The organism is Micromonospora coxensis (assembly GCF_900090295.1).
Classification (GTDB): domain Bacteria; phylum Actinomycetota; class Actinomycetes; order Mycobacteriales; family Micromonosporaceae; genus Micromonospora; species Micromonospora coxensis.
On record NZ_LT607753.1, the window covers coordinates 964,227 to 985,218 of the forward strand.

The 20,992-nt window shown below is 75.5% G+C and carries 17 protein-coding genes and 1 pseudogene; 3 read left to right on the forward strand and 15 right to left on the reverse strand.

Annotated elements, in window-relative coordinates; all coding sequences use genetic code 11:
- Positions 1–24: 24 nt before the first annotated feature.
- The 5 genes from GA0070614_RS04295 to GA0070614_RS04315 form a co-directional block, all read right to left on the reverse strand.
- The gene (locus GA0070614_RS04295; RefSeq protein ID WP_088974739.1) at positions 25–2,505 is read right to left on the reverse strand and encodes an ABC transporter permease; all 2,481 of its coding nucleotides are present in this window, start codon (positions 2,503–2,505) and stop codon (positions 25–27) included.
- Entirely contained in the window at positions 2,502–3,296 is a 795-nt protein-coding gene (locus GA0070614_RS04300; RefSeq protein WP_088974740.1) for an ABC transporter ATP-binding protein, read from the reverse strand. Before GA0070614_RS04300 ends, GA0070614_RS04295 begins: the two co-directional genes overlap by 4 nt.
- A gap of 147 nt (positions 3,297–3,443) precedes the next feature.
- Complete coding sequence (locus GA0070614_RS04305) at positions 3,444–4,106, reverse strand: response regulator (RefSeq protein WP_088974741.1); 663 nt, start codon at positions 4,104–4,106, stop codon at positions 3,444–3,446.
- Complete coding sequence (locus tag GA0070614_RS04310; protein ID WP_088974742.1) at positions 4,103–5,341, reverse strand: sensor histidine kinase; 1,239 nt, start codon at positions 5,339–5,341, stop codon at positions 4,103–4,105. The genes GA0070614_RS04305 and GA0070614_RS04310 overlap by 4 nt, the downstream gene beginning before the upstream one ends.
- A 78-nt stretch (positions 5,342–5,419) precedes the next feature.
- Positions 5,420–6,103, reverse strand: a complete 684-nt coding sequence (locus GA0070614_RS04315; protein WP_088974743.1) for a DUF305 domain-containing protein — start codon at positions 6,101–6,103, stop codon at positions 5,420–5,422.
- Between the two features lie 138 nt (positions 6,104–6,241).
- Here GA0070614_RS04315 and GA0070614_RS04320 point away from each other — a divergent pair, with 138 nt between their 5' ends.
- A complete protein-coding gene (locus tag GA0070614_RS04320) occupies positions 6,242–7,714 on the forward strand; it encodes an LVIVD repeat-containing protein (protein ID WP_408630732.1) in 1,473 nt (490 codons plus the stop codon).
- 61 nt (positions 7,715–7,775) lie between these two features.
- Here the strand turns inward: GA0070614_RS04320 and GA0070614_RS04325 are convergent, their stop codons facing one another.
- A complete protein-coding gene (locus tag GA0070614_RS04325; RefSeq protein WP_088974745.1) occupies positions 7,776–8,789 on the reverse strand; it encodes a carcinine hydrolase/isopenicillin-N N-acyltransferase family protein in 1,014 nt (337 codons plus the stop codon).
- 103 nt (positions 8,790–8,892) lie between these two features.
- Between GA0070614_RS04325 and GA0070614_RS04330 the strand changes: the two genes are divergently transcribed.
- Positions 8,893–9,114: a DUF2188 domain-containing protein gene (locus tag GA0070614_RS04330; RefSeq protein WP_088974746.1), complete on the forward strand. Its 222-nt coding sequence runs from the start codon at positions 8,893–8,895 to the stop codon at positions 9,112–9,114.
- A gap of 107 nt (positions 9,115–9,221) precedes the next feature.
- Here the strand turns inward: GA0070614_RS04330 and GA0070614_RS04335 are convergent, their stop codons facing one another.
- The 7 genes and pseudogenes from GA0070614_RS04335 to GA0070614_RS31625 form a co-directional block, all read right to left on the reverse strand.
- On the reverse strand, positions 9,222–10,151 hold the full coding sequence (locus GA0070614_RS04335; protein ID WP_088974747.1) for a PfkB family carbohydrate kinase: 930 nt from the start codon (positions 10,149–10,151) through the stop codon (positions 9,222–9,224).
- A gap of 168 nt (positions 10,152–10,319) precedes the next feature.
- Positions 10,320–11,921 (reverse strand): asparagine synthetase B family protein, encoded by a 1,602-nt coding sequence (locus tag GA0070614_RS04340; RefSeq protein WP_088974748.1) that lies wholly within the window; start codon positions 11,919–11,921, stop codon positions 10,320–10,322.
- Between the two features lie 5 nt (positions 11,922–11,926).
- On the reverse strand, positions 11,927–12,883 hold the full coding sequence (locus GA0070614_RS04345; RefSeq protein ID WP_088974749.1) for a DUF5715 family protein: 957 nt from the start codon (positions 12,881–12,883) through the stop codon (positions 11,927–11,929).
- A gap of 99 nt (positions 12,884–12,982) precedes the next feature.
- Positions 12,983–13,777 carry an isocitrate lyase/PEP mutase family protein gene (locus GA0070614_RS04350; protein ID WP_088974750.1) on the reverse strand — a complete coding sequence of 265 codons (795 nt, stop codon included), beginning with the start codon at positions 13,775–13,777 and terminating at the stop codon, positions 12,983–12,985.
- Complete coding sequence (locus GA0070614_RS04355) at positions 13,774–14,736, reverse strand: cytochrome P450 (RefSeq protein ID WP_088979202.1); 963 nt, start codon at positions 14,734–14,736, stop codon at positions 13,774–13,776. Before GA0070614_RS04355 ends, GA0070614_RS04350 begins: the two co-directional genes overlap by 4 nt.
- Before the next feature lie 154 nt (positions 14,737–14,890).
- Positions 14,891–15,142: a hypothetical protein gene (locus GA0070614_RS31620; RefSeq protein WP_231933801.1), complete on the reverse strand. Its 252-nt coding sequence runs from the start codon at positions 15,140–15,142 to the stop codon at positions 14,891–14,893.
- Positions 15,143–15,491: 349 nt separating this feature from the next.
- A pseudogene (locus tag GA0070614_RS31625) lies at positions 15,492–15,629 on the reverse strand (transcriptional regulator); the annotation flags it as partial.
- 137 nt (positions 15,630–15,766) lie between these two features.
- Between GA0070614_RS31625 and GA0070614_RS04365 the strand changes: the two are divergent.
- Entirely contained in the window at positions 15,767–18,019 is a 2,253-nt protein-coding gene (locus GA0070614_RS04365) for a family 43 glycosylhydrolase (RefSeq protein WP_088974751.1), read from the forward strand.
- Positions 18,020–18,086: 67 nt separating this feature from the next.
- Here the strand turns inward: GA0070614_RS04365 and GA0070614_RS04370 are convergent, their stop codons facing one another.
- Both GA0070614_RS04370 and GA0070614_RS04375 read right to left on the reverse strand, forming a co-directional pair.
- Positions 18,087–20,300, reverse strand: a complete 2,214-nt coding sequence (locus GA0070614_RS04370; protein ID WP_088974752.1) for a glycoside hydrolase family 9 protein — start codon at positions 20,298–20,300, stop codon at positions 18,087–18,089.
- 115 nt (positions 20,301–20,415) lie between these two features.
- Positions 20,416–20,943, reverse strand: coding sequence for a 2'-5' RNA ligase family protein (locus GA0070614_RS04375; RefSeq protein WP_088974753.1), 528 nt, complete (start codon positions 20,941–20,943; stop codon positions 20,416–20,418).
- Between the last annotated feature and the right edge of the window lie 49 nt (positions 20,944–20,992).

Below are 20,992 nucleotides of genomic sequence, written 5' to 3' on the forward strand. Positions count from 1 at the left end.
ACGACACCGACCCGGCGTACCCGCTCACTCCGCGCCGAGCGCCGCCACGACCGGCCGGGCCAGCGCGCGGCGGGCCGGCAGCACCGAGGCGGCCAGCGCGGCGAGCACCGCCACGGCGAGGATCGCCGCGAGCCGCCCCCAGGGCAGCACCAGGGTGAAGTCGCCGCCGATCTTCGCCACGAAGGCCATCGCCCCGGCGCTGACCCCGATGCCCAACGCCACCCCGAGCACCGCCCCGACCAGCGCCGTCAGCACCGCCTCCACCGCCAGCATCGCCCGCATCCGGGCCCGGGTGAGCCCGACGGCGCGCAGCACCGCGTGCTCCCGGGTCCGTTCGACGACCGAGAGGCTGAGCGTGTTCGCGACACCGACCAGCGCGATCACCACGGCCAGGCCGAGCAGGGCGGTGACGAAGGCCAGCAGCATGTCCACCGTGCCGGTGAGCATCTTCTTGTAGGCGGCCTGGTCCAACAGGTTGACCGTCGGGTAGCGGGCGACGACCGTCTCGACGGCCGCCCGGGCCCGCTCGGCGCTCACCCCGTCCGCCGGGTCGACCTCGGCCAGGTGCCCGCGTACGGCCGGGAAGAGGGCGGCGAAGTCGGCGCCGACGACGTCCACCAGGTGACCCGCCGGCACCCGCGCCGCGGCCGGGGCCGGCTCGTCGGCGGTGACCACCGCGGCCACCCGGAACGTCCGCCCGCCCAGGACGACCGGTGAGCCGACCGACCAGCCCCGGGCCTCGGCCAGCTCGCGGTGCGCCAGCACCGTGCCGGCCCGCAGGTCGTCGACGTCCCCGGCGACCACACCGGACAGGCCGCGACCGACCAGCTCCGGGTGGACGGAGCGGATCTCCATGCCGTCGACGACCCGGCTGCGGTGCTCGTGCACCACGCCCAGCTCGGGGCGGTCGGCCAACTCGTCGGCGAGGGTGGCCGGCAGGTCCCCGCCGACGCCGGTGACCAGGAAGTCCACCCCGATCTGCGCGTCCACGCTGCGCTCGATGCCCACCTTGACGCTGCCCGCCCCGACCACGAACGCCGAGACCAGCCCGATGCCGATGACCAGGGCGGTGGCGGTGGCGGAGACCCGGCGGGGACTGCGCACGGCGTTCGCCACCGCCAGGGCCGCGGTGGCGCCGAGCACCCGCCGCGCCGGCACACCGAAGAACCGGACCAGGGCGGGCACCAGCACCGGCCCGAAGAGCACGATGCCGAAGAAGCTCAGCACCCCACCGACGGCGACCAGCACGATCTGGCCGACCGTGGCGGCGAACGCAAGCGCCGCGATCCCGGCGGCGAGGACCACCGCGCCGATCGCGAGGCGGGTCCGGCCCGCCCCCCGGGTCACCTGCACCGACGAGTCGGTCAGCGCGGCCACCGGCGCCACCCGGGTGCCCTGCCACGCCGGCAGGAACGCGGCCGCCACCGTGATGCCGGTGCCCAGCAGCAGGCAGAGCAACACGGTCGACCCGGACAGGGCCGGCGCGGCCGGCACCGGCACGCCCAGCGCGGGCAGCGTGGCCGCCAGGCCGGCGGCCAGTCCCGCGCCGGCCAGCACGCCGAGCACGGAGGCGACCAGCCCCAGCAGCGCCGCCTCCAGCAGCGCCGCCCGGAAGACCTGCCCCCGCGTCGCCCCGACCAGCCGCAGCAGGGCGGTACGGCGGGTCCGCTGGGCGAGCACGATGGCGAAGGTGTTGGCGATGACGAAGCCGGCCACCACCACGGCGACCCCGGCGAAGGTCAGCAGGACCAGACCGAACTGCTCCAGGTCGCGCACCGCGTCGTCGACCGCCGCGTCGAGGATCTGCTGCCGGGTCCGCACCGTCTGGCCCGGCCCGGCCACCTCGGTCAGCCGGGCGGCCAGTGCCTCCCGGGAGATGCCGGGGGCGGCGGCCACCATGATCCGGCCGTAGCCCGGCTCACCGGTCACCGCGAGGGCGTCGGCGCCGACCAGTCCGATGAAGGGTCCGCCCACGTCGCGGGAGGTGCCCGCCACGTCCACCGTGCCGACCAGGGTGTACGGCCGGGCCGCCCCGCTCACCCCGCCGACGCGCACCGGGGCGCCGAGGGCGAAGCCCTCCTCCTCGGCGGTCGGGGCGTCGAGGACGACCTCGCCGGGACGCTCCGGCAGCCGGCCGGCGGTCACGTCGTACGAGCGCAGGGCCGGGTCGGTGGGGATCGCGGCGAGCACGGCGTAGCCGAGCACCGGCCGCCCGTCGGCGCCGACCAGACCGGCCGAGCCGGTCAGCTCGCCCTCGGCGGCGGCCACTCCCTCGACCGCGCGCACCCGCTCGACCAGGGCCTGCGGGAGGGGCCGCTCGCCGGCGTAGACACCGGCGTCGGTGTGCCGGTCGAAGGCGCCGGCGCGGGCGTACGCTCCGGATTCCATGCCGTCGGTGACCATCAGGGTGCCGGCGACGAAGGCCACGCCGAGCACGATGGCCAGCGAGGACAGCAGCAGCCGCAGGGCGTCGGCGCGCAGCGACCGCAGGGTGGTCCGGATCATGCCGTCACCGCCCCCGTCCCGGCGTCGCGCGAGGCGGTCGTGGAGGCCAGGCCGGCGAGGGTGTCCCGGACCCGCTCGGCGGTGGGCGCGGCGAGTTCCCGTACCGGCCGGCCGTCGACCAGGAAGACCACCCGGTCGGCGTACGCGGCGGCGACCGGATCGTGGGTCACCATGACCACGGTCCGGCCGAGGGTGTCGACGGCCTCACGGAGCAGCCGCAGCACCTCCGCGCCGGAGCGGGAGTCGAGGTTGCCGGTCGGCTCGTCGGCGAAGATCACCTCCGGGCGGGTGACCAGGGCGCGGGCCAGCGCGACCCGCTGCTGCTGGCCGCCGGAGAGTTCACCGGGCCGGTGCCGCAGCCGGTCGGCGAGCCCGACGGCGGCGACCACCCGCCGCAGCCAGGCCGGCTCGGGCCGGCGGCCGGCGATGGCCAGCGGGAGCACGATGTTCTCCTCGGCGGTCAGCGCCGGCAGCAGGTTGAACCGCTGGAACACGAAGCCGATCCGGTCGCGCCGCAGCAGGGTGAGCCGCCGGTCGTCGAGGCGGGCGGTGTCGGTGTCACCGATGCGCACCGTGCCCCGGGTGGGGCTGTCCAGACCGGCCAGGCAGTGCATCAGGGTCGACTTGCCGGAGCCGGACGGGCCCATGACGGCGTGGAACGCGCCGGCGGCGAAGTCGACGTCGACGTCGTCGAGCGCGACGACGCGGGCGGCGGCGTGGCCGTACTCCTTGCGCAGGCCGCGGGCGGCGACCGCGACGCCGGCACGGACCGGTGGTGGGGCGAGGGACATGCGGGTTGCTCCTGCGTGCAGTCGGTGACCGGGTACGTCTCCGACGCTAGGCAGCCCGGCCGGCGGTGGCGTCCACCCGCGCGGTCGAGGCCGGTACGCCCCGGGTCGCCCCTGTCCGGGCGGTCCCGTACGACCCAGGTCGTACGCTCAGCCGCCCGGGGTGACCAGTCCGCTCTCGTACGCCAGCACCACCGCCTGCACCCGGTCGCGCAGCCGCAGCTTGGCCAGGATCCGCCCGACGTGGGTCTTCACGGTCGCCTCGGCCACGTGCACCCGGGCGGCGATCTCGGCGTTGGACAGCCCCTGCGCGACGAGCAGCAGCACCTCCCGCTCCCGCTCGGTGAGCTGGGCCAGCCGCGGGTCCTCGGCGGGCCCCGGCCCGAGCCGGTCGGCGAACCGGTCGAGCAGCCGGCGGGTGATCGACGGCGCGACCACCGAGTCCCCGGCGGCGACCACCCGGATCGCGGCGAGCAGTTCCTCCGGGGGCACGTTCTTGAGCAGGAAGCCGCTCGCCCCGGCCCGCAGCGCGGCGAAGGCGTCGGCCTCGGTGTCGAAGGTGGTGAGCACCAGCACCCGGGGCCCGCCGGGGTTGTCCCGGCAGATCCGCCGGGTCGCCTCGACGCCGTCCATGGTCGGCATCCGGACGTCCATCACCACCACGTCGGCCTCGGTACGGGCGAGCACCCGCAGCGCGTCCGCGCCGTCGATCGCCTCGCCGACGACCGTCAGGTCGGGCTGGGAGTCCAGCACCATCCGGAACCCGGCGCGGACCAGCGCCTGGTCGTCCACGATCACCACCCGGACCGTCATGCCGCGATCACCTCCGTCCCGGGCGTCGACGGTAGCGGCAGCCGCGCCTCGATCTGCCAGCCCCCGGCCGGTCGGGGGCCGGCGGTGAGGCTGCCGTCGTACACGCCGACCCGCTCGCGCATGCCGACCAGGCCGTGTCCGCCGGACGGCGCGGGAGCGACCGGCGGGCGGCCGCGCCCGTCGTCGACGACCCGGACCACGACGGCGTCCGGGTCGTGGTCGAGGGTGACCGTGACGTCCGCGCCCACCCCGGCGTGCTTGAGGGCGTTGGTCAGCGCCTCCTGCACCACCCGGTAGACGGTGAGGTCCAGCCCCGGGGGCAGGGCCGGCGGTTCGCCCCGCACGGTGTGCCGGACCCGCAGGCCGGCGTCGCGGAAGCGGTCCAGCAGCGCGGGCAGCTCGGCGACGGCGGGGCGTCGGCGCTCCGGCTCGGCGACCCCGCCGCCGGCCGGGTCGCTGACGGCGCCGGGCGCGGGCGCCGGCTGCGGCGGGCTCGGCTCCCGCAGGACGTCCACCAGCCGGCGCATCTCCTCCAGCGCCTGCCGGCCGGTGTCGGCGACCACCTTGACCGCCGTCTTCGCGGTCTGCGGGTCGCGGTCGAGCAGGTACCGGGCCCCGTCGGCCTGGACGATCATCACCGCCATGCTGTGCGCCACCACGTCGTGCAGCTCGCGGGCGATCCGGGCCCGCTCCCCGGCGACCGCGGCGCGGGCCTCGGCCTCCCGCTCCCGTTCCAGGGTGGCGGCCCGCTCCTCCAGGGTGAGCACGTAGAGCCGGCGGGTGCGCACGTTCAGCGCGGCCAGCCACACCCCGCCGGTGACCAGCCCGAAGTACGTCACGGTGACCCACCAGGCCAGGTTGCTGACCGTCTGCGAGGCGGCCAGCAGCACGCCGACGCCCGCGACGACCCCGGCGAGCACGCCGTCGCGGAGCCGGTCGGCGTACTTGACCACGCTGTAGAGGGCGATCAGCACGCCGATGTCGAAGGCGAGCGGCCCCCAGCCGGCCACCACCTGGACCAGGGCGAGCACGGCCACCACCGCGGCCACCGCGGACGGGTACGTCCGGCGCGCCAGCAGGACGACGGCCATGGCGCAGCCGACCAGGGTGGCCCACGCGCCCCCCGGCTGCGCCACCACGCCGGCCACGGCGAAGAGCGCCACGACGCCGGAGACGAGCACGTCGAAGGCGACGGAGCGCAGCGGGCGGCCGAGGACCGTACGGTTCACGGTCACCCAGCGTACGTGCCGCCACCTGCGTCGATGCGCCCGATCGCCGGGGCGGACGGGCGCATCGACGGGACGGGTGGCGGCTCAGACCAGTTCGCGCATGCGGGCGATCTCGACCGCCTGCTCGGTGGCCACCGAGGTGGCGAACTCGTTGAGCTGCTGGTCGACGCCGACCGTGAGCAGGTCGGTGGCCATCCGCACCGCGCCGTCGTGGTGGTCGGTCATCATCCGTACGAAGAGCCGGTCGAACTCGGCGCCCCGGGCGTCGGTCAGCGCCCGGATCGCCTCGGGCGACTGCATGCCCCGCATGGTGCCGTGGTCGTGGCCCGGGACGTCGGCGGCCAGGCCACGGGCGCTGAGCCAGCCGCGCATCATGCCGATCTCCGGCCCCTGCGCGCCGCGGATGCGCTCGGCGAGGGCTCTGACCTGCGGGCTGCCGGCCCGGTCGGGGGCGAGCTGCGCCATCTCCAGGGCCTGCTGGTGGTGCGGGATCATCATCCGCACGAACCAGACGTCGAGGGAGTTGTAACGGGGCGCGGCGGTGTCGCGGACCTCGTGCGCGGGGCGGGCGACGGCCGACTCACCCGGCCGGCCGGGCACGATCACCGAGGGGCCGTCCGTCGGCGCGGGGGTGGGCGTCGCCCGGCCGGTCGCGCCGACCGTGACCGTGCCGGGGCGGTCGGTGGGTCGCAGGGCGAGCGCCAGGGCCACCAGCACCACGACCGCGACTGTGACGACGAGCAGGGTCCGTCCACGTGGGGCGGTCATGCCATTCCCCCTCCGGTCGAGGTGACAGCGATCGTATCCATTGACAACGGGGCAATCATGTGACCCAAATCACATCGATGATCGTCGCAGGACGGTAGGGTGTCCACAATCATCCTTGCCTTTCGAAGGGCCCTGCCGATGATCAGATTTCCCCTCCCCGGACGACGGCAACTGAAGATCGCCAGCATGGTCGCCACCGGCCTGCTGGTCGCCGGCGTGGCCACCGTTCCCGCGCAAGCGGCCGCGACGCCCGACGCGGAGGCGGCCGTCGCCTCCACCGCCACGCAGCCGGTCGCCACCAGCGCGCTCGGCGTCGACGAGATCTCCAGCAGCCCCAACCTGCGCCAGATCGCCAACCTGCCCAAGCAGGCGCCGTTCGACACCGCCGGCGCGTTCGGCACCGACATGGCCTTCCAGGGCCGGTACGCGTTCGTCGGCAACTACAACGGGTTCGTCATCTACGACATCGGCCGGCCCGCCGCACCGAAGATCGTGTCGCAGGTGCTCTGCCCCGGCTCGCAGAACGACATCTCCATCTACGGCAACCTGCTCTTCCTGTCCACCGATTCCTCCCGCAGCGACGACTCGTGCGCCAGCGTGGCCCAGTCCGCCTCGGTCAAGGAGTCCTGGGAGGGCATCAAGGTCTTCGACATCAGCGACAAGGCAAACCCGCGCTACGTCAAGTCCGTCGAGACCGCCTGCGGCTCGCACACCCACACCCTGGTGCCGGCGAAGGACCGCCGCACGGTCTACCTGTACGTCTCGTCGTACAGTCCGCGCGCCGAGTTCCCGGACTGCCAGCCGCCGCACGACTCGATCTCCATCGTCAAGGTGCCGGTGAAGAAGCCCACCGAGGCGGCCGTGGTGGCCACCCCGAACCTCTTCCCGGACGGCGGCTACGCGGGCATCCCGGGTCAGGCGTCGGCGACCAGCGGCTGCCACGACATCACCGCCTACCCGGCGAAGGACATCGCGGCCGGCGCCTGCATGGGTGACGGCGTCCTGCTCGACATCCGCGACCGCGAGGCGCCCCGGGTGATCAACCGGGTGCGCGACACGGTGAACTTCGCGTTCTGGCACTCGGCCACGTTCAACAACGCCGGCACCAAGGTCGTCTTCACCGACGAGCTGGGCGGCGGCGGCGCGGCCACCTGCAACGAGACCGTCGGCCCGAACCGCGGGGCGGACGCGATCTACGACATCACCGGCCGCGGCGACGCCCGGCAGATGGTGTTCCGCAGCTACTACAAGATCCCCCGGACCAACGCCGACACCGAGAACTGCGTGGCGCACAACGGCTCGCTGGTCCCCGTGTTCGGCCGCGACATCATGGTCCAGGCCTGGTACCAGGGCGGCGTCTCGGTCTGGGACTTCACCGACTCGGCCAAGCCGAAGGAGATCGGGTTCTGGGAGCGCGGCCCGCTGTCGGACACCCAGCTCAGCACCGGCGGCGCCTGGTCGACGTACTACTACAACGGACACATCTACTCCAGCGACATCCAGAAGGGCCTGGACGTGCTGGAGCTGAACGACTGGCGGACGTGGACGGCCAACCTGGTCCGCTTCCGTGAGCTCAACGTGCAGACCCAGGCCGGCTACCTGAGCTGGTAGGGGCGAGCGACACGCCAGGGCCCAGTCCCCGTCGGGGGCCGGGCCCTCGCGCGTACGCCGGTCAGCGCACCGGAAGCCGGTAGCGGCGCTCGCCGCCGCTGACCGGGACCACCCGCACCTCACCGCTGCGCAGCTCGTACGTCACCGACCAGCGGGTGTGCCCCTGCCGCACCGCGTCGAGCAGGCGCAGCGCCGCCGGGGCGTCCACCACCGCCCCGGAGCGCTCCAACTCGGCGGCGAGGATCCCGTAGCGCCGGTCGGCCCGCCGCTTCGCCTCCGGCACGTCGATCACCGGCACGTTGGTCAGCGCCTGCCAGCGCCCCTCGCCACGCTGCACCCGCATCGTGCCGTCGACGAACTCCACCACCGCCGACCGGCCGGCCGCGTCGGCGAGCAGGTAGTGCAGCGGCGGCCCACCCTCGAAGTCCAGGTTGTGCCGTTCGAACACGGCCACCGCCTCGTCCACCGTGGCCGCCCGGTCCAGCACCAGGCGCAGGATCCGCACCGAGCCGACGGTCGGCCGACCCGGCACCGGCTTCGCGGTGGCGTGGTCGTCGGCGGCCAGCCCCACCGCGAGCCCCCGCTCGTTCATCCCGTCGAAGGGCAGCAGCGGCGCGTTGAGCAGCCGCCGGTCCCCGGTCGGATCCGGCCCCACCCCGAGGTACGACATGTCCACCATCGACACCGACGCGTAGCCGTCCGGCGGGTCGGTGCGCAGCACCATGGCCGGGTGCGGCCCCCAGTCGAAGTTGCGGGCGAACAGCGGCCGGGACGCGTCCCCGGCGGCGGCGAAGAGCGAACAGCCGAACGGGCCCGACGCCGGCCGGGCGTCGGTGCCGACCGTCGCGTCGTACCCGCCGACGTAGGTCATCTCGTACAGCGGCAGGTCGCCGACCCGGCGCAGGCTGGCCAGGGTCCGGGCGACCTCGTCGGCGTCCTGCCGGGAGGCGGTGGGCGTCGCCGCGCCCGGGGCGGTCGGCTCCACCGGCCGGGGTGGGGTCTCCACACCCGATCCGGCGCAGCCCGTGGTGACGATCAGCAGGGCCAGTCCGGCGCCCGCGAGAGTCCTGCGCATGCCCGCAAGCTAGGGCAGGGATCGACCGTTGTCCACCACACGTCGTTTTCCGGTCTGCGGCCGAGGGTACCTGCGAGGCGTACCGACGAGAGGAAGGCGGCTCATGAAGCGCAACGAGTACCACGTGGTGCCGAACGGCGGCGGCTGGAAGGTCGAGCAGGGCGACAGGACTCTCGGCTCGTACGACACCAAGCACAGCGCGGTCGAGCAGGGGCGCAGGATCGCCCACGCCAACGAGCCGAGCCAGCTGGTGGTGCACACCGCCGACGGGAAGATCGAGACCGAGTACACCTACCGGGACGACCCGTTCCCGCCCGCCGGCTGACCGACACGCTCCCCTCCGGCGGCCTGCCGGAGCCACCTGGCCACAGGCGGCTCCGGCAGGCCGCCGTCCCTTGTCGACGTGGCGGCCAGGGCCTACGCGTCGACGGCTCAGGCCGGGATCAGCGCCAGCTGCCGCCCGATCGCCTCCTCGGAGAGTTCCGGACGCCCACCCGGGTGCCCCACGGTGGCCCCGGCAGCGGCGACGGCGCGCCGGGCGACGAGGTCCAGGGGCTCCCCGCGCAGCAGGCCGGCGGTGAGCGCGGCGACGAAGGCGTCCCCGGCGCCGGTGGTGTCCACCGTCGGGGTGTCGCTGAGCGGGAGGAAGAGGTCGCCGTCGGGCCAGGCGAAGGCGTTGCCGATCCCGTCCACCGCCACCGCGACCAGGGTCGGGCCGTGCCGGAGCAGCTCGCGGGCGGCCCGGCGACCGTCGGCGGCGTTCTCCGGTCGCGCGCCGGCCAGCAGCGCGGTCTCGGTCGCGTCGGCGCGCAGCACGTCGGCGAGGACCAGCAGTTCGGCGGCGTGGCTCCGGTCGTCCGGGGCGCCGTCGAGGACGACCAGCCGTTGCGCCTGGCGGGCGCAACGGGCCGCGGCGAGGGCGGCCTCGTACGGCTGCTGCAACTGCACCAGCACGCCCCGGGCGGCGCGCAGCCGGTCGGCGGCGCCGCGCACGTCGGCGGCGGTGAGCAGGACCGGCGCGGGCAGGTCCTCGACGTAGCGCCACGTCCCGTCGGCGTCCACCAGGTCGACGATCAGGCCGGTCGCGGTGCCCGGCCGGCGCACCACGGCGCTCACGTCGACGCCGTCGGCCCGGGCCCGGGCCAGCAACCGGTCGGCGATCTCGTCGTCGCCGACCACGCCGAGCAGCCCCACGTCGACGCCGAGCTGGGCCAGGCCGACCGCCTGGTTGGCGCCCTTGCCGCCGAGCAGTTCCCGACGGCGGCGCGCCGACGCCGTGCCGGAGGCCGCCGGGACCTCGTCCACCAGCAGGACGAGGTCCCGCGCGATCTGTCCCACCACCAGCACGTCCGCAGCCGCCATGCGATGGCTACTACCCCGGTGCGGCGGTGGCATGTCGGCGCCCACGGCCGGCCCGGACCCCGCCCGCAAGCCCGACGGCGGACCCGGCCCGGGCGGGACCGGCGCCGCCGGCCCTGGTGCCGGCGACCCCGGTGCCGGCGACCGCCGGCGGACGGAATCCGTGGCGGATCAGCGCACCGGGGTTCGCCGGGTCGGGCGCGGGCCGACGAGTCGGCGCACCAGCGGCGCCGCGTTCCACTTCGCCGCGCCGACCAGGTCCCGGGCGTGCTCCAGCACCGTGTAGTCGGGCCGGGCCTGCCCGTCGGCGATCGCCCGGTCCAGGTCGTTGCCGCACCGGGTCAGCACGGCGTCGAAGTCGCGGCGGACCGGTTCGAGCAGGTCGTAGCCGAAGGAGCGGTGCAGCCGGGCGAAGAAGGGCTTGTAGAGCCGGGCCCGCTCGTGCAGCCCCGACGAGTACGACATCGGGTTCTTCGGCCGCCGCCGGATGTAGTCCGGCAGCACGTCGGCGAAGGCCCGCCGCACGATCCACTTCTCCTGCCCGTCCCGCATCTTCAGCGACAGCGGCAGCCGCATCGCCAGCTCCACCACGCTCAGGTCGAGGAAGGGCACCCGCGCCTCGACACCGTGGTCCATGCTGGTCCGGTCGACCCGCTGCAACTCCGTACGCCCGAGGTTGCGGATCTTGTGGAGGAAGAGCCGGCGGGCCCGGTCCGGGCCGACCTCGTGGTACATCGGGTAGCCGCCGAACAGCTCGTCCGAGCCGTCGCCGGTCAGCACCACCTTGATCCCCAGCTCGCGCAGCCGCCGGAAGATCGGCACGGAGACCACCGCGTTGATGATGTCGCCGTACTCGGTCAGCTCGGAGATCCGGATCGCCTCCCGGATCTCGCCCAGCCGGATGTCGCGCGGGCGCAGCTCGATCACCTCGTGCGCGACGCCGAGGTCGGCGGCGAGCCGCCGGGCGTAGGCGACGTCCGGGCTGTCCGGCACCCCGACCGTCACCGCCACGCAGTCCGGGTGCATCTCGCGCACGTGCAGCAGGGCCAGCGAGCTGTCCAGGCCGCCCGAGAGCACCACCCCGACGGTCAGGTCGGTGTCGACGCGCATCCGGATGCTGTCGGTGAGCGCGGCACGGACGAGCAGGGCGGCCTCGTCCGGGTCGTCCACCGGGGGCAGCCCCTCGCCGAGACGGAGCAGGTCGAGGTACGGCCGCAGCGTGACCCGGCCGTCGGAGTCGGCCCAGCCGTGGTGCCCGGGCGGCACCTCGGCGACCGGGGCGCGCTGCCCCACCAACGCCTTGACCTCGCTGGCGACGTGCAGGCAGCCGGGCGTACGGGCCCAGTAGAGCGGCTTGACCCCGAGCGGGTCCCGGGCCAGGTACACCCGGCCGGTGGCGCGCTCGACGACGGCGAAGGCCCACTCCCCGCGCAGCCGGTGCACCGCCTCCTCACCCCAGCGCAGGAAGGCGGCGAGCACCACCTCGGTGTCGCTCTCGCTGCGGAAGTCGTGGCCGAGGCCGGTCAACTCCCGGCGCAACTCGTGGTGGTTGAAGACCTCGCCGTTGTAGCAGAGGACGTACCGCCCGTCGGCGGAGGTCCAGGGCTGCACGGCCCGGTCCCGGTCCACCACCCGCAGCCGCCGTACGCCGGTGAGCAGCCCGGACTCCTGCCGGGTCTCGGTGACCTCGCCGCGCGGGGCGAGGACGGCGAGCATCCGGCGGAAGACGGCCGGGTCGGCCTCGGGGCCGATGCTGAGCGCGATCCCGCACATCCGACTCAGGCCCCCATCTCGGCTTCGTACGCCGACCGGAGCCGGGCCCGGGCGGCCGGCGCGAGGCACAGGTGCCAGGCCTGCCCCTCGTCGACCACGTTCAGCTCACCGGCGGCCTGCCGGGCGAGCAGGATCTCGGCGAGGACGTCGCGGGCGCCGAACCGGGTGAACCAGCTCATCTCCACGTCGACGGCCCAGCCGAGGCAGTGGCCGCTGGGCACCATCGCGGCGTACCCGAGCCGGCGCAGCTGGTACTGGTGCTCGGCGCTGCGGACCAGGCTGGTGACCCAGAGCGGCGGGGTGCCGGCCGGGGTGGCCCGGTCGAACTCCCGCGCCAGGTCGTTGAGGAGCGCGATGACCTCCCGGCGGGCCCGGCGGAACTTCACCCCGGCGGTGCGCGGGGTGGCGTCGGGCCGCAGCCGCCGGCGCACGGCCCGCACGCCGCGCCCTAGGATGGTGGCGGGCTGTTCCTGGTAGCGGAAGGCGAGCAGGCCCCGCCGGCGCAGCCATTCCAGGTCGACCATGTCGGGGTGGGTGTTCACCTGCTCGTCGGTGAGGAAGGTGGGCGCGTCGCGCCACCACATCACGTCGATGCGGGAGAGCAGGTAGATCCGCACCAGCGCGGTGAGGTCCCCCGCCGAGCTGCGCTCGTTGGGCTGGTAGCGGGCCATCTCCAGCAGCAGGGTCTCCCGCGCGCCGATGAGGCCCTGCGGGGTGGCGTCGAGCACCGCCGCGATGGCGGGCTCCCGCAGCCGCTGGTCGAGCAGGACCTGGCGGGCGGCGGTGGAGGCGGCGTCGGCCAGCGCGCCGACCTCGACCAGCAGGTCGGTGACCGCGTGCCGGTAGGCGTCCAGGTCCGGCATGACCCGGGCGACCGCCCGGGCCGGCGAGGGCGACCGGCGCGCCGGGGCCGGTGAGGCGACGGACGGTTGGTGTCCGGAACTTCGGCTGGGCACACGCATGGTCAGGGTCCTCTCCCGGTACGACACGGTGCGGCTGAACCTGAAACACACCGTAAGCACCCGGAATTGCGAAAGCCCGAGCAATCTTCCCATCTACTCCTAAGGGCGACGAGTCGCCGTCATCTCCTGCACATCGGCGTACGACGGGATGCCGGGACCGGGGTCGGTGCCGGCGCGCACCGCCTCGACGGTGGCCCGTACGGCGGCCAGGGCCGCCCGGAACAGCAGCGACCCGGTGCTGACCCGGGCCACCCCGAGCCGACCGAGCGTGTCGAGGTCGGGTCCGCCCGGCTGGGCGAGGACGTTGAGCGGGGCGTCGACCCGCGCGGCGAGCGTCCGGACCGCGTCCGGGTCGCTCACCCCGGGCACGAAGACGCCGTCCGCCCCGGCCCGGCGGTAGGCGCGGGCCCGCAGCAGGGCCTGCCCGAGCGGGTCGGGTGTCCGGAGCCACCAGGTGTCGGTGCGGGCATTGACGAACACCGCCGGTGTCCGGGCCTTGACCGCCGTGATCGTGGCGGCCACGGCCGCGGGGTCGGCGAGGCTTCCGTCGGGCCGGCCGTCCTCCAGGTTGATCCCGACCACGCCGAGCGCGGCCAGCCGGGCGACGTACCGGGCGACGGCGTCCGGGTCGTCGCCGAACCCCGCCTCCACGTCCACCGTGACCAGCACCGGCAGCCGGACGAGCAGGGCGGCGAGGCGCAGCGTCTCGGCGGCGGTCGCCCCGGTGCCGTCGGGCCGGCCGGCGGACGCGGCGACGCCGAGGCTGGTGGTGCCGACGGCCGGGTGCCCGGCCGCCGCCAGGGCCGCCCCGGAGGCGTGGTCCCAGGCGTTGGGCAGCAGCAGCGGCCGGCCGGGGCGGTGCAGCGCCCGGAACGCGGCGTACCGGTCGGTCATCGCCGCGCCTCCCTCGTGCCGGTGGGCCGCGCGGGTGCCCCGGCGTACGGGCTGCGCAGCACGTCCACCACCGCGGCGGCCAGGGCGAGGGCGTGCCGGTCGCCGGGGCAGCCGTGCGCACCGACGCCGAAGGTGAGGTTCGGGCGGCCGGGCGTGAACCGGTCCGGGTCGGTGAAGACGGCCGGGTCGCGGTTGGCCGCGTCGAAGCGCAGCAGCAGCACGGCGCCCGCCGGGATCGGCCGCCCGCCCAGCGCGGCGGCGGTGGTGGCGATCCGGCGGGTGGCGCGTACCGGCGGGTCGAGCCGGAGCACCTCGCCCAGCAGGTCCGGGGTGGACACCGTGGCCGGCAGGGACCGGGCACGGCGGGCGGCGGCATCGATCAGCCCGGCGGTCGCGTCGCACGCCTGCACCAGCAGGCCGATCCGGTGCGCCGTCGACTCCTCCGGACCGGCGGGGCAGTTCGCCACCAGGGCGGCCACCGCGTCGTCCGCGCGCCGCACGGCCGTCGGGTCCGCGCCCGGTTGGTAGGCGGCGGCCACCACGGCGACCGCCGGCACGGCCGCCGCCGGGTCGGCCAGGCCGAGCCCGGCCGCCAGCACCCGCAGCGGTACGTCCCGGGCGGGCCGGTCGGCGCGGCGGTCGAGTGCGGCGACGGTGAGCCGGGCGGCCTCGCGGGCCAGCAGGTCCGGGTCCAGGTCGGCGAGCACGGTCACGGTGGCGGCCCGGCGGGGCGGGTGCCGCTCGGGGCCGCTGAACCGGGCGACCGTCGCGCGCAGCCAGCCGAGGGTGCCCGGCGGTCCGGGCTCGACCTGCGGCACCCCGAAGGCGGGATCGACGAGCCCGGCCCGCACGTCGGCGTGCCGGGTCACGGTCCAGGTGGCGCCGGTGGCGTCGGGGGCCGGTGGCGCGCACGGCGGGGTGTCGGGCGGGGCGGCGACGCGGAGCGGGGAGACGGTCATCCGCCGCACGCTAGGCCCAGTTCCGTTCGGCGCCCGCCGAAGTGTCGTCGGCCGGGAGGACGACGGGGCCAGGGACACGCCGCACGGCCCGGGGGCCGAGCCGGACGGAATCGGCCGGGCCGGACGGAATCGGCCGGGCCGGCGCGGGCCCGGGTCAGGCGCGGCCACCGCCGGTGTCCCGCACCGGCGGGGTCAGCTCGGCGGGGCTCAACCCCAGCGTGTCCCTCAGGGCGGCCACCCCGGCAGGGGTGATCCGGACGCTGCGGCCGACGCCGGGCGCGGTCCAGCCCAGCTCCGCGAAGCGCCGGCAGAGCGCCGCGCCGAGCGCGCCGCCGAGATGGGGGCGGCGTTCGGTCCAGTCGAGGCAGTCCCGCAGCAGCGGGCGGCGCCCGACGGGCCGGTCCACCGGCACGCCGAGGTCGGTCAGCCAGGTCCGGCCGTCCGGGGTGAGCGCCAGGCCGTGCGTGGCGTCGAGCAGCCCGCGGGTCAGCAGCGCGTCGCGCAGCCGGACGCCGAGCCGGCCGGCGAGGTGGTCGTAACAGGTCCGGGCGTGGGCGAGCGCCGCGTCGGCGGTGGCCGCGCGCAGCGACCGGGCCGGTCGGGGGGGCCGGCGGCGCGTGGCCGGCCAGGTCCTCGACCAGCTGGGCCACCGCCGGGCCGGCCAGCCGGAGGTAGCGGTGCCGGCCCTGGCGCTGCTCGACCAGCAGCCCGCCGCGGACCAGTCGGGTGAGGTGGTCGCTGGCGGTGGACGGCGCCACCCCGGCGGTCCGGGCCAGTTCCCCCGCCGTCCAGGCCCGCCCGTCGAGCAGCGCCAGGCAGATGGTGGCCCGGGTGGCGTCGGCGAGCAGGGTGGCGAGGTCGGCGAGGCGGGGGCCGTCGGTGGCGGCGGTCATCCGGCGATGGTCCCACGGCGACGCTCCGGCGGGCGCCGAACTCGGGACGACATCTTTACAACGTTGTATCCATCGTTGTAGAAACGGTCGGAACGACGCACCACCGCCCCTTCCGCCACCCACCCGAGGCAGGTCTGATGGGTCACCTCCGCCGCGGCGGCGCGCTCGCCGCCGTACTGGCTCTGCTGCTGGCGGCGTCCGCGCCGGCCACGGCCGGCACCGGCACCGGCACCGGCACCGGCACCGGCACCGGCTACCGCAACCCGGTCTCCGCCGGCTTCGCCGACACCTTCGCCGACCCGGTCGTGGTCCGGGGCGACGACGGCTTCTGGTACGCCTACGGCACCACCGATCCGCTGCGCGAGGGCGAGCGGGTGTTCCACCGGGTGCCCACCGCCCGCTCCGCCGACCTGGTCGACTGGACCTACCTCGGCGACGCCTTCGGCCCCGGGCAGCGCCCGTCGTACGCCGTGCCCGGCGCCGCCTTCTGGGCGCCCGACGTGCGCCGGATCGGCGACCGCTGGGTCATGTACGTGACCGTCACCGACACCACCGTCTCCGCCGAGGGCGGGGACTTCGCCATCGGCGCGGCCACCGCGCCCACCCCGGCCGGCCCGTGGACCTTCGCCGACCAGCCCGTGGTGGCGCCCCGCCCCGGCGGCGGGGGCGGGTGGCTCTGGACCATCGACCCGAGCGGGTTCACCGACGTCGACGGACGGAGCTACCTGTACCACGGCAGCTACTACGGCGGCATCTCGGTCACCGAACTCTCCGCCGACGGGCTGCGCGCCGTCGGCGAGCCGACCCTGGTCGCCATCGACAACAAGTTCGAGGGCGCCTACGTGCTGCGCCACGACGGCTGGTACTACCTGTTCGCCTCCACCGCCAACTGCTGCGCCGGCCCGGCGACCGGCTACTCGGTGCAGGTGGGGCGCTCCCGTGCCCCGCGCGGCCCCTTCGTGGACCGGACGGGCACCCCGCTGACCGCCTCCCGGGCCGGCGGCACGCCGGTGCTCACCCAGAACGGCAACCGGTGGATCGGCGCCGGGCACAACGGCTTCCTCACCGATCTGTCCGGGCAGGACTGGATCGTCTACCACGCCATCGACCGGTCCGACCCGTACCTGGACGAGCCGTTCGGCGTCAACGAGCGGCCGATGCTGATGGACCGGCTGGACTGGATCGACGGCTGGCCGACCGTCGACGCCGGGGCCGGTCCGTCCGAGGGCGACCGCCGCGCACCGGTGACCCGGGGCCGGCTCGACGCGCGCTTCGACTCCGCCGACCTGGCCGGTTGGCGGCCCGAGGCGGGCACGTGGCGGGTGACCGACGGACGGCTCACCGGCGTCGGCGCGCTCACCGGCCGTACGGTCACCGGCGGCGACCTGCGCGCCGAGACCCATCTGCGACTCGCCGGCGCGACGGCGGCCGGACTGCGCGTCGACCGGGTCGACGTGCGGGTGGACGCCGCCGCCGGCCGTCTCGTCGCCACCGGGCCCGACGGCCGCACGGCGAGCGCGCCGCTGCCCACCGGCTTCGCCGCGGCCGACCGGCACCACCTGGCCGTCGAGGTACGCGGCCGGCAGCTCGTCGCCGAACTGAGCCCGGCCCGCCTCGGCGACCAGCTCGCCGTGGTGTCGCTGCGCCTGGACCGGCCTTCGGTCGGCCGGCTCACCCTCGTCGCGACCGGCGGGGACGCCGAGTTCGACAACGTCAGCGTCGCCCCGCTGTACCGGCCGGCCCGCCGTGCGGTGGCCACGCCGCGCGTCGGTGACCTGCTGCCGACCTGGTCGGACGACTTCGCCGACGGCCTCGACCCGGCGTGGCGGTGGGTCCGCCGCGACCCGGCCGCCGGAGTCTCCGGCGGGGCGCTGCGCTGGCCGGTGCAGGGCGCGGACCTCACCGGCGCCGGCAACACCGCCGGGGTGCTGCTGCGCGACGCCCCGGCCGGGGACTACGTGGTGGAGACCAGGGTGACGCTGGACCTGGGCGAGGAGACGGTCCGCAACTACCAGCAGGCCGGCCTGGTCGCGTACGTCGACGACGACCGGTTCGCCCGGCTGGCCCAGGTCGCCATCTGGAACACCCGCCAGGTGGAGTACGGCTACGAGCTGCCCTTCGCCGGCCAGCCGGTCTACGGCGGCAGCATCGTGGGCACCCCGGCCACCACCACCTGGCTACGGCTGGCCCACCGGGTCGACCCGGCGAACGGCGAGCACGAGTTCCGGGCCGGCTCCAGCCGGGACGGGCGGACCTGGACCTGGGGTGCCGTCTGGACCTTCCCCGCCGACACCACCCCACGGATCGGCCTGGTCGCGCACGGCGGGGCCGAACCCGCGGTGACCGCGCAGTTCGACTACTTCCACGTGCACCGCACGGACGGTCGCTGACCCGGCCGGCCGGACCCCGGGGTCGCCCGCCGGTGCGCGGCGGGCGACCCCGGTTCCGGTCAGCGGGTCAACGCAGCGTGCAGGCCGTGCCGTTGACGGCGAAGCCGACCGGGGCCGGGTTGGCGCCGGTGTGGGAGGCGTTGAAGCCGAGGCTCACCGATCCGCCGGGAGGGACCGCCCCGTTCCAGCTCTCGTTGGTCACGGTGACGTCGGCGCCGCTCTGGGTGAACCGGCCCGACCAGCCCTGGCTGATCCGCTGGCCGCCGGTGAACCGGAAGGTCAGCGTCCACGACGACCAGGCCGCGGGCGAGCTGTTCGTGACGCTCAGGTTGCCGGTGAAGCCGGTGCTCCAACTGTTGGCCGTGTACGTCACCGCGCAGCCGGGCACCGGCGGCGTGGTCGTGGGCGGGGTGGACGGCGACGGCGACGGCGAGACGGTCGGGGACGGGGTGGGGCCCGGCGGGGTGCTGCTGGCGCCGGCCCGCTCCGCCGCCCAGTTCGCCAGCCAGGCCAGCGCCGAGTTCCAGTTGATCGCCACCTCGTTGACCGAGTACGCCCCGATGTCGTCGACGAAGCACTTCTGCGGCTTGCAGCCGGCGAGCCGGGCCTGGGCCACCGGGTCCTGCAGTTCGCTGTTCGGACCGCCGGAGAGCGATCCGGGCGGCGCGGTGGGCAGCGCGGAGTCGGCCTGGTTGGCCCAGAACCGGTGGTGCACGTTGCGCACCGGCCGCTCGCCGTAGCCGGCCACGTAGGACTGGTTCAACGGGTTGCGCCCGAGCAGGTAGTCGTGGGCGGCGTACGCCCCGGAGCGGTACTTCTGCTGGCCGGTGAGGTCGAAGGCGAGGGCCAGGGCGTTGCCGTTGTTGGCGACGGTCCCGTTGGAGCCCCAGTAGAACTTCCCGTCGCCCCCGGCACCCGGGGACGGGTAGCCCTGCGCCGCGATCTGGCTCGACAGCCGGTCGGCGTAGGAGACGATCGCCGACCGGGTGGCGGCGACGTCGGCGGCCGGCAGGCCGGTCGGCACCAGGGCGAGAGTGGTGTCGCCGAGGCCGCCGGTCCAGTTCCAGTCGTAGCCACGGGTGGTGAAGCTGACGCCCTTGTAGTACGTCGAGCCGGTCACGTCGGCGCGGTAGCCGGCCGCCCTGGTCGTGACGTACAGCTCGACCGCCGCCCAGTAGAACTCGTCGCCCACGCCGGCGTCCTCGTACGCGCCGCCGCCCGTGGTGTCCGAGGCCGGGGCCAGCCGGTTCGGGTTGGCCTTCGCCGCGGCGTACGCCTTCTCCGCGGCGGCCAGCGCGCGGGCGGCGAAGGTCGGGTCGTACGGCTGCCACAGCCGGGCCGCCTGCGCGGCGGTCGCCGCCAGGTTCAAGGTCGCGGCGGTGCTGACCGGCGCGAGGAAGCGGGGCTGGCTGTCCAGCTCCGGCCGGGTGGGCACCCCGGTCCAGTTCTGGTCGTGGATCTTGTGGTGCGCCATGCCGGCGTACGGGCGACCGTCGGGCACCTGCATCCTCAGCAGGAACTCCAGTTCCCAGCGCGCCTCGTCCAGCACGTCGGGCACCCCGTTGGCCCGCTCGGGGATGGCGAGCGTGCCGTCGGCGAGCGCGGCCCGGTCGGCTCCGGGCAGGTGCAGGGCGCGCTCGTGGATGTTCTGCAGCTGCCAGGTGGCCAGGCCCCCGTTGACGACGTACTTGCCGTGGTCGCCGGCGTCGTACCAGCCGCCGCGCACGTCGAGGGTGTAGCCGCAGGAGGTGCGGCAGGGCACCGCGTTGTCGCCCTGGTTGGGCGCGACGTCGACGTGCCCGGCGGGGCGGGCGTAGCGGGAGCCGACGTACTGCGCCTCGATCGGGGTGCCGCTGCGCTGGTGGTAGAAGAACGCCAGCGCGTCGGTGCGCAGTTTGCGCACCGTGTCGGCGGAGATGTCGAACGGGTGGCTGTCGTTCCCGCCGACCGAGAGCACGTAGCCGCTGCCCGGGGTGTCGTAGGCGGAGAAGTCGGCGACGTGGACGCCGTCGCCGGAGAGGGCGTCGGCGCCACGTACGGTGGTCTGGCCGGAGGCGACGGTCGCGCCGGCGGCGTTACGCAGGGTCCAGGCGAGCGGTCCGGTCGACGTGCTGACCACGGTGGCCTGCTTGGGGGTGCCGGGGACGTACGCGACCTGGTTCACCCTGACCGGGGTGCCCGGGTCGGGAGCGGCGGCCGCGAGGGACGGCACGACGGCCAGGGCGCTCAGGGCGAGTAGTGCGGCGGCCGCGAGGGCGGCCGGCCGTTGGCGATGGGGCATGGGGCCTCTTCCGGGATGGCGTCGGGGTCACCACCTGCCGGACCTGCCCAGCGGAGAACCGTCGGGCGGTCGGACAGACCGTCGACGGGAGCGCTGGAGCAAGCCTAGGCCACCGTCACCGGACGGGAAAGCCCTTGCCCAACGGGCTCACGGTCCGGGTGTCGCCGTCGTAGCTGCGGGCGGCCACGAACTGTCCCGACGGCCGGTCGACGCCGGCCAGCGCCCGGGCAAGCCGCCGATCGTGGTCACGGAAGCGCAGCGCGAGGCTCAGGTGCGGGACCCACCGGCCCGGCAGGTGCCACGGGTTCTGTGCCCCGACGCCGGCCAGGACGTCGGCGACCGCCTCGTGCAGCCGGACCAGCTCGGGCGTGGGCCGGACCAGCCAGACCAGCGGGGCGCTGCCGTCGAGCACCTCGACCCGGTCGAGGTGGACCGCCAGCGGCAGCGCGTCGTCGAAGAGGTCGGCCAGCCGCGCCGCGGCCCCGGGCGGGAACGCCTCGACCGACGCCATGGTCAGGTGCGGCCGGTTGGTGGGGTGGGTGTTGCGGGCCAGGCTCGGCAGGCCGGCTACGGCGAGCCGGTCCCACGCGGCGCGCACCGTCTCCTCCAGCTCCGGTGAGCAGAGCAGTTCGACGGTACGCACACCGCCAGGCTAACCGGCGTGTGAGCACGGCCGGTGTGGGGAACCGCAG